The 12,600-nt window shown below is 33.0% G+C and carries 12 protein-coding genes; 7 read left to right on the forward strand and 5 right to left on the reverse strand.

Annotation, left to right across the window (positions count from 1 at the left end; translation table 11 throughout):
• Window position 1 precedes the first annotated feature (1 nt).
• A complete protein-coding gene (locus BT156_RS07780) occupies window positions 2-337 on the forward strand; it encodes a DUF2149 domain-containing protein (protein ID WP_072408838.1) in 336 nt (111 codons plus the stop codon).
• A gap of 33 nt (window positions 338-370) precedes the next feature.
• On the forward strand, window positions 371-1,579 hold the full coding sequence (locus tag BT156_RS07785) for a hypothetical protein (RefSeq protein ID WP_072408840.1): 1,209 nt from the start codon (window positions 371-373) through the stop codon (window positions 1,577-1,579).
• A gap of 15 nt (window positions 1,580-1,594) precedes the next feature.
• Here the strand turns inward: BT156_RS07785 and BT156_RS07790 are convergent, their stop codons facing one another.
• Complete coding sequence (locus tag BT156_RS07790) at window positions 1,595-2,035, reverse strand: RrF2 family transcriptional regulator (RefSeq protein ID WP_079466029.1); 441 nt, start codon at window positions 2,033-2,035, stop codon at window positions 1,595-1,597.
• Window positions 2,036-2,281: 246 nt separating this feature from the next.
• Between BT156_RS07790 and BT156_RS07795 the strand changes: the two genes are divergently transcribed.
• Together BT156_RS07795 and BT156_RS07800 are read left to right on the forward strand one after the other, a co-directional pair.
• Complete coding sequence (locus BT156_RS07795) at window positions 2,282-4,024, forward strand: ABC transporter ATP-binding protein/permease (RefSeq protein WP_072408926.1); 1,743 nt, start codon at window positions 2,282-2,284, stop codon at window positions 4,022-4,024.
• Window positions 4,014-5,687, forward strand: coding sequence for an amino acid ABC transporter ATP-binding/permease protein (locus BT156_RS07800; RefSeq protein WP_072408841.1), 1,674 nt, complete (start codon window positions 4,014-4,016; stop codon window positions 5,685-5,687). The genes BT156_RS07795 and BT156_RS07800 overlap by 11 nt, the downstream gene beginning before the upstream one ends.
• A 70-nt stretch (window positions 5,688-5,757) precedes the next feature.
• Here BT156_RS07800 and BT156_RS07805 read toward each other — a convergent pair whose 3' ends face one another.
• The 4 genes from BT156_RS07805 to BT156_RS07820 are packed head-to-tail and all read right to left on the reverse strand — an operon-like array spanning window position 5,758 to window position 10,394.
• Window positions 5,758-7,044, reverse strand: a complete 1,287-nt coding sequence (locus tag BT156_RS07805; RefSeq protein WP_072408843.1) for an alginate export family protein — start codon at window positions 7,042-7,044, stop codon at window positions 5,758-5,760.
• A gap of 6 nt (window positions 7,045-7,050) precedes the next feature.
• Window positions 7,051-7,515 (reverse strand): hypothetical protein, encoded by a 465-nt coding sequence (locus tag BT156_RS07810; protein ID WP_072408845.1) that lies wholly within the window; start codon window positions 7,513-7,515, stop codon window positions 7,051-7,053.
• Between the two features lie 32 nt (window positions 7,516-7,547).
• A complete protein-coding gene (locus tag BT156_RS07815; RefSeq protein WP_072408847.1) occupies window positions 7,548-8,879 on the reverse strand; it encodes an MFS transporter in 1,332 nt (443 codons plus the stop codon).
• A 27-nt stretch (window positions 8,880-8,906) separates the two neighbouring features.
• The gene (locus tag BT156_RS07820; RefSeq protein ID WP_083582317.1) at window positions 8,907-10,394 is read right to left on the reverse strand and encodes an MFS transporter; all 1,488 of its coding nucleotides are present in this window, start codon (window positions 10,392-10,394) and stop codon (window positions 8,907-8,909) included.
• Between the two features lie 198 nt (window positions 10,395-10,592).
• Between BT156_RS07820 and BT156_RS07825 the strand changes: the two genes are divergently transcribed.
• Genes BT156_RS07825 through BT156_RS07835 form a run of 3 tightly spaced genes read left to right on the forward strand, consistent with a single transcriptional unit; the run spans window position 10,593 to window position 12,595 of the window.
• Window positions 10,593-10,820, forward strand: coding sequence for a hypothetical protein (locus BT156_RS07825; protein WP_072408849.1), 228 nt, complete (start codon window positions 10,593-10,595; stop codon window positions 10,818-10,820).
• 10 nt (window positions 10,821-10,830) lie between these two features.
• Window positions 10,831-11,259 carry a c-type cytochrome gene (locus BT156_RS07830; RefSeq protein WP_139255436.1) on the forward strand — a complete coding sequence of 143 codons (429 nt, stop codon included), beginning with the start codon at window positions 10,831-10,833 and terminating at the stop codon, window positions 11,257-11,259.
• Window positions 11,249-12,595: a cbb3-type cytochrome c oxidase subunit I gene (locus BT156_RS07835; protein ID WP_072408853.1), complete on the forward strand. Its 1,347-nt coding sequence runs from the start codon at window positions 11,249-11,251 to the stop codon at window positions 12,593-12,595. Before BT156_RS07830 ends, BT156_RS07835 begins: the two co-directional genes overlap by 11 nt.
• Window positions 12,596-12,600 lie beyond the last annotated feature (5 nt).

The following is a 12,600-nucleotide window of genomic DNA, read 5'->3' on the forward strand; positions in this document are numbered from 1 at the left end:
AATGAGAAGAAAAAGACGCATGTCTAAATTTCGGGTAGAAGAGGATGTTGATCCGTTGAGTGTGATTGTAAATCTTTTTGATGTTGCGATGGTTTTCTCTGTGGCTCTGATGGTTGCAATGGTGATGAATATGAATATGTCGGAAGTTTTCACAAAAGAAGATTTCACCGTTGTGAAAAATCCGGGTAAAGATAATATGGAAATCATCACCAAAGAAGGCGGAAAAATTAATAAATATACACCATCTGAAGACAAAAAATCGTCTGACAAAAAAGGCAAGAAAATCGGAATCGCGTATGAGCTGGAAAATGGTGAAATTATTTATGTTCCGGAGTAATTTTTAACTTTGAGAAATAGTACTGAATAAGAAATGAAAAACTTTAATTTTTGGTTAAAAATCTGCGTTTTCAATTTCTTCGTTGTATCGGCCGTCGGTGTGATGATGCGCTACAATATGGCTTTTTCTTTGTCTGGGTTTAATCATAAATTTATGCAGGAATCGCATTCACATTTTGCATTTTATGGTTGGGTTTCGGCGGGAATTTTTCTTTTTGTGACGAAATATTTAAGTGAAAATTTCAAGAAAATCAATCTTGCGAAATATCAATATTTAATGATTTGCAATCAAATTGGTTCCTACGGAATGTTGTTTACATTTCTTTATGGAGGCTATTTTTGGTTGTCGATTGTCTTTGCGTCGATTGCTTTGTTTACTGGGTTTGCATATTTTATTTTTTTGTTAATTGATACAAAATCGAATGAAAATCCTGAAATTATCTGGTTGAAATCAGGCGCTTTTTTTGCCACATTTTCAGCAATCGGGATTTTCGGATTGGCGTATTTTTCTAGCAAGAAAGAAGAGTTTGATGTTCTGTTTCGAGCTTCCACTTACTTTTATTTGCATTATCAATACAACGGATTTTTCCTGTTTTCCTGCATCGGATTATTGTTGATTTCATTAAAAAAAATCGGAATTGAAATCAAGGAAAAACTCAACAAAACCATTTTCTATCTTTTGTTTTTCGGATGTTTTTTCGGTTACGGATTGTCCGTTTTATGGATTGAAATGAACTCAGTTTTATATGGATTTTTTGTCTTGATTTCCGTAATTCAATTCTTCGGCGCAATTCCATTTTTGAATTGGATAAGAAAAACGAATATTTTTAAGCGTCAAAATTTTATACAGAAACTTCTTCTTTGTGTTTTTGGTTTTGCTTTTATTCTAAAATTTATTCTTCAAAGTTTATCGGTAATTCCAAGTTTAGGAATTTTTGCTTTTAGCAATATTAACATTGTTATAGCTTATCTGCATTTGGTTTTATTGATGGGAGTTAGTCTATTTTTGGTTTGGAGAATTTTGCAGAATAGAATGATAAAACTAAATCTCGTATTAAAATTCAGTGTGTTATTAATGGTTTTCGGAATTATTTGCAACGAATTTATCTTAGCTTTATCCGGAATTTTTTCAATATTCTACATTCCTTTTTTAAGCTCAAAATATTGGCTGCTCTTTGCTTCGGTTGTTATAATGATTTCAATCCTAACTTTTATACGATCTTTAAAAATTGAAAATAAATAATTTAATATAAAAAAATTACAGTAATTCAGGAGGTTGACTCATAATTTGAAATACACTTCCCAAATCTTTCAAATCTTTAATTTTATATTGGAACATAATAAGGACCTTTTCTCTTACTGCAACTGCAAGATGATGAATAGGACAAGGGTTTTCACCGCTGCAGTGTTTTAAACCCAAAAGACAAGAAGTGAGAACTTCTTTACCTTCAAAATTCTCGTAGATATCTTGAATGGTAAGATTTTCAAATTGCTCATCTGTTAGATAGAATCCTCCTCCTTTTCCTTTTCCTGAAGAGATCAACTGTTTTTTAGTGAGCTGTTGTAAGATTTTAGAGGTGAAATATGTTGGGGTACCTATTTGCTCAGAAATATCAATGATACCTATCTTTTTTCTTTCTGTAGCAAGAACAATGCAGGCTTTAATAGCGTATTGACAGGTATAAGAAAATATTAGCATTTATAATAATTATTTAAAAATGTTTTTTGAATAATTCTACCCAAAAAAATAGTGATAAAATTACAAAATCTTTAAGTAATCAGCTTACTATTGAAATTGAATTTTGTTATCAGACATATTGATGAAATAAAGCATTATGAAATATGTTGTTGTTTCTGATTCAATATTTGAATGTATGGAAAAAACTTAACTAATATAAAAAATAAGATAAAAAGGTCTTATACTATTAATTTAAAACTTCATTATATGCTTAATTCAGAACTTTTACATTATGTACAGGGAACTAAGAAGAATATTCTGTTGAACGTTCTTTTTCGATGGTTTGCTTTGTTGATGAACATTCTAATTTCTTTTTCAGTTGCACGGCTTTTAAATGATTTGTTTATTGGTCAACCTCCTAATTATTTTTTATATTTTATCTCGGTACTGAGTTTTTGGTTGGTCAAATTTTTATTTGAAAGAAGGGCTGAACTTTACGGACATCAATTATCAGAAAGCGTTAAAATAGACCTACGCCAAAAATTTTTCAAAAAGATTATTTCGATTGGACCTTCTTATAATCAGAAAATTTCTACCTCCAAAATTATGCAGCTTGCCGGGGAGGGTATTGAGCAACTGCAAACGTATTATTCAGGTTTTATGCCTCAGTTGTTTTACAGTATTGCGGCCACTTTAACAATGGTTGTGATCAGCTTTTTTATTAATATTAAAACATCACTTATTCTGTTATTACTATCACCAATTATCCCATTAGTGATAGTGATTGGATTGAGGATAGCAAAAAAAATATTAGGTAAATATTGGAAAAGCTACTTTAGTCTTGGACACATTTTTTTAGATAATATACAAGGCCTCACCATGCTAAAAAGTTATGATTTAGATGCAGAAAAACATTTGCAAATGAATCTTAAAGCCGAAGACTTTCGTAAAAAGACAATGAGTCTGCTGAGATCGCAGCTTAATTCAATTAATATGATGGATATTATTGCATTTGGAGGTCTTGCCGCCGGAATTGTTACAGCTTTGTATCAACTAAAAAATCATCAAATGTCAATGTTTGTTTTACAAGGTGATACACGTCTTCTGGCAGTATTTTTTATTATTCTTCTCTGTTATGATTTCTTTGTACCATTAAGAATTTTGGGCTCATTATTTCATGTTGCAATGAATGGAATCTGGGCTAGCACTTTTATAAAGGATGTTCTTGATGCTCCTGAGAATACTCAGGCAAATCAAACAATAGAGAATTTGGATTATGACATACAACTGAAAGAAGTTAGTTTTTCATATGATAAGAATAAAATCATAAGTCATTTGAATATGGAATTTCCTCACAAAAAAATTACTTCAATTGTGGGGCAATCTGGATGTGGAAAATCAACAATTGCAAATTTACTCATTGCAACAGTTACTGGCTATCAGGGTAAAATAATTATTGGAGGAATTGAGAATAAGTTTCTTACCACGGAAAACCGCATGATGACGATCAATATGCTGACTCATAATCCTTATTTTTTTAAAGGAACTGTCAAAGAAAATTTACATATAGCAAATCCAAATGCAACCAATGAAGAGATAGATTCTTTGTTGAGAGACGTACATCTTTATGATTTTCTCTATGAGCAACAAGGGCTGGAAACATATCTTTCTGAAAATGCCGGCAATTTTTCAGGAGGACAAAAGCAGCGGCTTGCCATTGCAAGAACCCTTCTTCAAGATCCTGAAATTTTAATATTTGATGAAGCAACTTCTAACATCGATGAAGAAAGCGAAGAAATTATCATGAAATTGATTCGTAAAATCTCATGCGAGAAAACCATTATCATTATTTCTCACCGCCTTTCCAATGTAAAACTTTCTGATAATATTTATTATATGTCAGACGGAGAAGTGAAAGAACAGGGCACTCACGAAGAACTTATTAATGCACAGAAAGACTATGCAATTTTATATCAACATCAAAAACATTTAGAAAAGTATGCAAAATAGTAATAAAAGAAAAGATAATATGCTGAATCTTTTTTTAGAACTTCTAAAGTTAGTGAAACCACTTACAGGCTATATGTGTTTGGCGGTAAGCGCTGGTGTTATTGGTTTTTTAATGGCTATTTTCATTCCAATTTTCGGAACATATGCCATGGCAGATATTTTGGGGTTTAAAGTTCCTTTATCATTCAATGTTCTCATCATTTTATGTTTTACGTTTGCCGCTTTGACAGGATTTCTGCGTTACGGAGAGCAACTATGCAATCATTTTATTGCATTTACCGTACTTGCCCTATTGCGTGATAAAATTTTTTCTGCCTTGCGTCGGCTCGCACCTGCAAAATTAGAAAACAGAGATAAAGGATCACTTATTTCGATGGTTACAGCAGATGTTGAGATTATGGAGGTTTTCTATGCACATACGGTATCACCTATGATAATTGGCGGAATAGTATCTATTGTAATGGTATTGTTCATTGGATCATTTCACTGGATATTTGGTATAATTGCATTATTGACCTATCTATTCGTAGGTGTATTTTTACCTTTATATATTTCAAAAGCGGGAAGGAAAAGCGGCATAAGGCAACGTGAAAGTTTTTCTAAACTCAACGATTATATGTATGAAACTTTAAAAGGAATTAGTGAGATTTTTCAGTTTGGTGTTGAAAAACAAAGAGTTGATACCATTTCTAAAATTGGAACCGACTTAAAGAATAATCAGCGGAAACTGAAAAAATATGGCTTTCAAACAAGTTTATTGAATGGTTTTGCAATGGTTTTTTTTCCTGCTTTTATTCTTATTTTCGGGGGGAAGCTATATCAAACAGGTCAGATAGATTTCCCATCGATGATTATTCCCGTGATTGCGCTTTTATCATCATTTGGTCCTGTTTTAGCGCTTTCGAATGTCGCTAATACTTTACTACTGGTTTCTGCTTCCGGAAAAAGAATCATCGATTTAATTAATGAACAGCCTGAAGTAAATGAAATAACAAACGGTTCTAATATTATTTTTAATAAACTTGAATGTGATAATATCAGTTTTTCTTATCAAAAAGAAAATATTTTGAACGGTTTATCTTTAAATTTAGAACAAAATAAAATTCTCTCCATCAATGGTAAAAGTGGTTCCGGAAAATCTACCTTACTGAAACTTATGATGCGTTTTTGGGAAACAGATAGTGGAACAATAAAAATATCAGACGAAAATATAAACCATATTAATACATCATCTTTAAGGGTTAATCAATCATACCTTATTCAAAATCCTATTTTGCTAGACGATACCATTGCTGAGAATATTCGTATTGGTAACTATAATGCAGATTTGGAGGATATTAAAAATGCCGCAAAAAAAGCGAGTATAGATGAGTTTATAAATAAGCTCGAAAATGGTTACGATACTAGAGTGGGAGAGTTGGGAGACCGTCTGTCTGCAGGAGAAAAACAAAGAATAAGTTTAGCAAGATTATTCTTGCATGATGCACCGCTTTTACTTTTAGATGAACCTACAAGCAATATAGATAGTCTTAATGAAGGCATTATTTTAAAATCACTTAAAGAGGCTTCAGTAGATAAAACTATAATTTTAGTAACGCATAGAACTTCAACAAAGGGAATTGCTGAAGAGTATTTAAATATGTCAGAGATTCGCAAATCATAAGTCAACAAAAAAAAGAGGCTGCCTCACTTTTGAGACAGCCTTTTTTTTATATAAATTGTCTTTCTAAATATTATTTCAATCTAAAATTGGGCATAATTTTCAAACCCACCCACGTCCATGTCTGTACATTTTTAAGGTCTGAGACATTCTTAAGGAATTTCATGCTTTCCCCTGAAAACATGAAAGAATGACCCACATTTGCTGTAATCATTTTTCCGACTTTATGGGTGAAAACAAAGTCTAGCTCTGTTCCTAAATAGGTGGATATTTTTTGACCAAAATCAGAATAACCCATTTTTCCATTAGAGGTAAAAGCATGTAAATTAGCTTGTAACAATGAATTTTGACTGAATTTTAAATTTGATTTTAAATAATAATCATTCAGTCCAAAACTGTTAAAATGGCTTGTTCCAAAATAAAAGTAATCCATAAATCCGTTATAAAAATGATTGGTGCCGTATAACGGACTGAAGGATTTATTTTTGCTGGATTCGGTATCGTAATTCTTCCCTGAAAGCCATTCTGTTCCCAAAACAAAGTTGAATTTTGGATGAAGAGTAAAGTCAATATTCCCAGAAAACTGATAAGCATTTTTACTCTGCGCAAGTGTATTTTTTCCGGTTTGATAATATGCTGAACCAAAGAAGCCGATATTTTCCAAGTATTTTTTTGTATTAATTCCTATTGTAAGCATATCGTAATGGGTTCCGGATGGATTCTGTAATATATTATTCATAGCGATCGCAGAGAATTCAAAATTTTTCTTTCCGATATATTGATAATGAATGATCTGCAAAGACTTTGTTATTTCTCCCGCTTCCGAAATAGTATAAATTTCTTTATCGGGAAAATCATTTAGATCATTGTCGTCATTATTATAAGTTACTACAGTTTCTAATTTTGAATTTAGGCTTAATTTATAAATACCCTTTAATGCATCAAAACTTCGTCCCTGCATCATCCAGTCGAGTGTTCCAATAAGTCTTTCATTATCGTAAGAAAGAATTTGGCGACCTAACTTTAATGAGAATTTCTCTGAAACCTGATATTTTGCCCATGCTTCATTTAGAATGAAATTTTGATTTTTGCTTGCGTTTGACGAAGTCTCACCCCAAGTGCGGGTATCTTGCGCAGAGATATAAAGTTCCAAATTTTTATAATAATAATCTATGCCAAAACGTGCCCTGGAAGCAATCGTTGTTTCAGGTGATTTTCCTTTTGGCATTATTGTTCTTGCTCCGTTATCCAGTTCGGCTCTCGTTCGGAAATCTATATTCATTTTTAGGCTATCAACCTGAGCATTGACATTTCCTAAAATAAAAAAAATAGAAACAAAGGTTATTGATTTTTGTACCATATCAAATTATTTTTCAACAGAAATTTTATAAGTTTTATGACATGCAACACAATTGTTCAACAGTTGATTGAGTTTCTCTTGAGTTTGCTGACGGTCATAATTTTTTTTTGCTATTTTCGATATCGCATCAAAAAGCTCATGGGTCTGAAATCCCATTTGTTTAAATTCATACGGTAGAGATCTAACCAATCCTTGAGGAACAACATCTACTTTGCAGGTTCCTGATTGCTGACCGACTTTTGTAATTATTTCGGGATTGTTTTTGGCAATTCCTTCGTTGATTTTCTGAACACTTTCCAAAAAGCCACGCATTTCTGTCATCACAAACTCACGGTTTTCTCCAGTCATCTTTATTTCGGATCTTCCGTCTTTTGCTAAAATTACTTTCTCACCCTCGTAAAAGAATTTATAGATCAAACCTATATTTAGGAATATTGAAAGCAAGAGTAGAATAATCGTTATTTTTTTCATTACTTTTTTATTAAACAAATTAGTAGCAGAACTTAGCAAGGTCTTTCACAGCCTTTTCTCGTGTAGAAATACCAATTCACACCAGTAGCCATTACGCATCCGAAAACTAAAAACCAGAAAAATAATCGCGCATCTCCGGAAATTGCTCGGGATTGAGTAATCAAAACATTAAACACGAATGGTCCAAACGCCGCAATTGCTGATGTGAAACCAATTACACCTGCCGCTTTTCTTGGTGATTTGGCAAAGATGGTAGGAAATTGTTTGAAGGTGGCCGCATTTCCAACACCGGTAAAGAAGAAAATGGCTAAAACAATCAGTAAAAATCCTTGAAATTGATCCGGTGAAGTAGGAGTTAAATAGCCACCAAGAATTAATCTTGTAAGTAAGATTATTAAAGAAATTCCTGTAATATGAGTGAGAAGAGCACCTCCAATTTTATCGGCAACTTTTCCGAAAATTATTCTTGATGCTGAGCCAATAAGCGGACCGTAAAAAGCATATTGCAAAGGGTCCACATTTTTATCTAAGGGAAGATATAGATTTTTTATCATTAACGGAAAAGCTGCTGAAAAGCCTGCAAAAATACCAAACGTCATAATATAGGTCATCGTACAGTACAAAGTATGTCTGTCTTTGAAAATATCTAATTGTTCTTTAAATGAAGCTTTTACAGGAATACTTTTTAGAGAAAACCATGCCCAGATACCGATTATCAATAATGGAATAACATAAATGAATGCAATATTCTCCAGATAAATGGTTTTTCCGGTCTCGGCGATTATTTGTCCACCACCTAAAAATGAAAAGATTGTTAAACTCATAATCAATGGAGAAAGAAGCTGCACCAAACTTACTCCGAAGTTTCCTACGCCAGCTTGGATTCCGAGTGCAGTTCCCGCTGATTTTTTAGGAAAAAAAAGGGATGTTGAAGGCATAAATGAAGAGAAATCTCCACCTCCAATTCCGAGTAGAAATCCGATAATCATAAAATAGGTGAAAGAAGTTTGAGGATTCATCACTGCAAAACCAAGCATTAGTAAGGGAATGATTTTAATTAATGAACTGATGGAAATGATTTTCCTCGTTCCATAAATCGGAATTAAAAAAGTATTTACAATTCTCAGGAGTCCGCCTGCAAGACCGGGCATTGCTGCCATCCAGAAAAGTTGGTCATCGGTAAATTTGAATCCGATATGGGGAAGTTTGATGACGACAACGCTGTAAAGAAACCATGTAGCAAAAGAAAAAGTAAGTGCAGCCGTCGTTATTGTCAGTGTTTTCCAGGCAATTTTTTTTCCTTTCTTGTTCCAAAATTCTTCGTTTGATGGGTCGTAGTCGGTTAACCAATGTGAATTGTTCATATTTTTAATTGTTTATTCTTTTAAAGTTTAGTCTTTGTTGTTGTTCTCATGCTCAATTTTATCTTTGAGATGAGGAGCTTCGTTGTGCATCATTTTTTTAATAATAGTATTCATCCAAAACAGAGAAATAGCGGAAACAATGAAGACGAAAATCCATGAACTCGTCCATAATCCTGAGAAATCGAGCAGATATCCAAATAATATAGGACCTATGAAACCGCCAAGCCCACCTATTAAACCTACCATTCCGCCAACTACTCCCACTTCATTCGGGAAATATTCAGGGATGTGTTTATAAACTGCGGCTTTTCCAATTCCCCACATAATCCCTATGAGAATGACAAGAATTGAGAAAACCCAAATATGTGCTTCAAATTTGATTAAGGTAACACCTTGAGCTAAAAGTTGCTTTTTCTGAACCTGCTCGTTTTGTTTTACTAATACTTCCTGCCACGAAAAAGATTCAGGTAACACCGAGGTCTGTTGTGGAATTTCGGGTTTTGAATTAATTTTAAATTTACCTGTATTAAGGATAATTTTTTCTTTTTCTATTGCTGTAACTATTCCGGCTTTCTTAGCAGTGATGCCTTTTCCCGGCGTTAATATTTCCATTTTTGGAAGCATGAGTAATCCGCTTAATACTAAAGATGAATATAAAACCCAGTACATTACTTTTCTCGCCCCGAATTTATCAGACAAATAGCCACCAAACGCTCTGATAACACCACTTGGCAAACTAAAAGCTGAGGCTAAAAGTCCACCCAAAACCAATGATGTTTTGTAAACGCTCACATAATATGGCATTAACCATTGAGAAAAGGCGACAAACAGACCAAAGACAAGGAAATAATACAGTCCAAATCTCCAAACTCTAACCTTAGAAAGTGGAGCAAGAAGTTCTCGGATAGATTTATTTTGAATAGCTGCTTTTTTATTCTGTACAAAAAATAAAAAAATCAAACCAATGATAACCAAAGTGATTCCGTAGATGATTGGGAGTAATCTCCATCCATTTTCTGGGTTGTTTTCTGAAAAATAATTAAGTAGAGTTGGTGCGAAAAACGTGGTAAGTGCAGCTCCTGCATTACCCATTCCAAAAATTCCTAAAGCACGACCCTGCCATTCTTTAGGATACCAAGCTGATGTAAATGCGATTCCCACTGCAAAGCCAGTTCCCACCATTCCGAAAAGTGCGCTTAGCAGAAAATACATCCAATAGGAATCTACAAAGTAAAGTAGGAAAAGTGGAATGCTGCACAAAAGAAGTAAGATGGAGAAAACAGGTTTTCCGCCATATTTATCTGTAAGAATTCCTAATGGCAATCTCATAATTGAGCCCGTGAGAATTGGTATACCTAAAAGCCAGCCTGTTTCTACTACAGACCAATTAAAAATATTATTATCTACTAAATAGGTAACTAAAACACCATTCAAAGTCCAGCAAGAAAAACAGATGGTAAATGCCAATGTATTTAGAAATAACATTTTGTGGGCGGAAGATAAATTTGTATCCATTTTGTACCAGTTTAAAAGAAAAATTGATTCTGATACAAAGATATTATAAATAAGACATTTTTATCTTATTATACTTTTTTTTTCTATTTTTGTGTCATAAATCATATTGCTCTTGCGATTCAGATAGAGCACTAAATTTTAAATACTCATCGTACCATCCTTTGTAGATTTATATAATAGAATCATATTCAAATCATTATGAAAAGTGTAACAGAAATTGAAATTATTCTCAATGTCAATGACCAAGTAAAAAATGTAAACTCTTCTAGAGCTTTATTAAAAAAGAAGCATAATGAGTTTGACAATGTTTTAAAATTCGGGGCAAAATTAATCAGCTCAATCACAAATAGAAATTGGCAATATCATGTATGTCATTTTTCTTATTTAGAAGGACGTATGACTGCTTTTGGTTCAAAAATTCAATAAAAAGTACAGCATGCATAAATATTACGTGAGTGTATTTTTTATTTTGGTAGTAATCTACGTATTGTATAGTAAAGAAATCTACACAGAAAAAACCAACTTTGGGTATATTAAATTGTCCTCTAATGCTTTAAAAGGAGAAAATCTGTGGCTGCAGAATAATTGCAACGCCTGTCATCAACTATACGGATTAGGCGGGTACATGGGGCCGGATTTAACAAACGTTTCTTCGCATCCCCAAAAAAGTGCAGAATACTTAAAAGTGATGATGATAAGTGGTGTGAAATCTATGCCCAAATTCAATTTTTCATCAGATGAGCAGGAGTATATTCTTCAATTCTTAAAAGAAGTTGACAGAACAGGCTATTACCCAAACAGAAATGCACAGATAAAATATACAGGTTGGGTTCAATATCAAAAAAAAGAAAATAATGAAAAATAGCACATATCCATTATATTATATACTCGTTGGATTGTTGAGTCTTGCACTTTGCCTGTTGGTTGGGCTTTTATCGGGTGTTCAATATGTTATCCCAGATTTTATTAAAGAAAATCTTCCATTCACCGTTCTAAGGCCTCTGCATACACTTTTTGCATTGTCATGGATTTTTATGGCTGCAATGGGCGGTATTTTTTGGTATATACAAAATGATAAAGTGAATCCTGTAATAATGAAATGGCAGTTTTGGATTTTCTTTATCACGGGAATATTGATTGTCATAAGCTATCTTTTTAAGAAGTTTGAAGGAAAAGAATATCTGGAGTTTCCGCATTGGTTCTACATTCCCATACTGTTGGGCTGGCTTTTATTTGGACTCTATTATTTCCGTGTGATGTGGCGAAATTTTTCTCAGTGGCCGGTCTATTATTGGATGTGGGGAACCGGAATTTTACTAATGATTTTTCATTTTACCGAGGCTCATCTTTGGATTTTACCCTATTTCAGAGAAAATTATATACAGAATTTAACAATGCAGTGGAAGTCGGGAGGCGCTTATGTAGGAGCCTGGAATATGTTGGTATACGGGTCATCCATGTATATAATGGAAAAAAGCAGCGAAAACGACTTTTACAGCCGTTCAAAAACCGCTTTTTTCTTTTTCTTTCTTGGGTTAATTAATGTAATGTTTAACTGGGCACATCATGTGTATGCTGTTCCTAATCCTGGCTGGATAAGATATGCAGCTTATCTTGTAAGTATGACAGAATGGATAATACTTTTACGAATCATATATCTTTGGAAGAAAAACCTGTCGAACGAGAAGAAAATTTTTTATTCATCCTCCTATTCTTTCATGATGCTTTCTGAGCTGTGGATTTTTATTAATCTTTTTCTTGCGATTCTTTTGTCGATACCGGCTTTAAATCTTTTCACCCATGGAACGCATATTACAGTTGCCCATTCTATGGGAACAATAATAGGAATAAATACAACAATTTTGCTTTCATCAATATGCTTCATACTAGATAAGATCAAAGCAATATCAAACAATACCAAAAGATACATAGTAATAGGAACGAAGATTTTCAATTTGTCTTTTATCTGCTTTTTTATAACCTTATTGGTTATGGGAGTTGAACGCTTAAAATGGATTTATTTTTCAGAAAATATCCTGTTTAGTCAATTTTATGATGGCAATAAGCATTTACATATTTTATTTGGAATATTTGGATTGGGTTTATTGCTTGGTATGTACATAATAATTTATCAATTGATAAAGCTTATTATACATATTATTCTAAAAAAAGTAGCCCTAGATTATAATCTTTTAAATTGATTTTA

The organism is Chryseobacterium limigenitum (genome assembly GCF_900114875.1).
GTDB lineage: Bacteria > Bacteroidota > Bacteroidia > Flavobacteriales > Weeksellaceae > Chryseobacterium > Chryseobacterium limigenitum.

Excerpts from the sequence above, each read along its gene's own strand:
- BT156_RS07815 (WP_072408847.1), bottom strand. The coding sequence starts at position 8,879 with ATGAACAATTCACATTGGTTAACCGACTACGACCCATCAAACGAAGAA.
- BT156_RS07785 (WP_072408840.1), top strand. The coding sequence starts at position 371 with ATGAAAAACTTTAATTTTTGGTTAAAAATCTGCGTTTTCAATTTCTTC.
- BT156_RS07810 (WP_072408845.1), bottom strand. The coding sequence starts at position 7,515 with ATGAAAAAAATAACGATTATTCTACTCTTGCTTTCAATATTCCTAAAT.
- BT156_RS07780 (WP_072408838.1), top strand. The coding sequence starts at position 2 with ATGAGAAGAAAAAGACGCATGTCTAAATTTCGGGTAGAAGAGGATGTT.
- BT156_RS07825 (WP_072408849.1), top strand. The coding sequence starts at position 10,593 with ATGAAAAGTGTAACAGAAATTGAAATTATTCTCAATGTCAATGACCAA.
- BT156_RS07820 (WP_083582317.1), bottom strand. The coding sequence starts at position 10,394 with ATGGATACAAATTTATCTTCCGCCCACAAAATGTTATTTCTAAATACA.
- BT156_RS07795 (WP_072408926.1), top strand. The coding sequence starts at position 2,282 with ATGCTTAATTCAGAACTTTTACATTATGTACAGGGAACTAAGAAGAAT.
- BT156_RS07835 (WP_072408853.1), top strand. The coding sequence starts at position 11,249 with ATGAAAAATAGCACATATCCATTATATTATATACTCGTTGGATTGTTG.
- BT156_RS07805 (WP_072408843.1), bottom strand. The coding sequence starts at position 7,044 with ATGGTACAAAAATCAATAACCTTTGTTTCTATTTTTTTTATTTTAGGA.
- BT156_RS07790 (WP_079466029.1), bottom strand. The coding sequence starts at position 2,035 with ATGCTAATATTTTCTTATACCTGTCAATACGCTATTAAAGCCTGCATT.
- BT156_RS07800 (WP_072408841.1), top strand. The coding sequence starts at position 4,014 with ATGCAAAATAGTAATAAAAGAAAAGATAATATGCTGAATCTTTTTTTA.
- BT156_RS07830 (WP_139255436.1), top strand. The coding sequence starts at position 10,831 with ATGCATAAATATTACGTGAGTGTATTTTTTATTTTGGTAGTAATCTAC.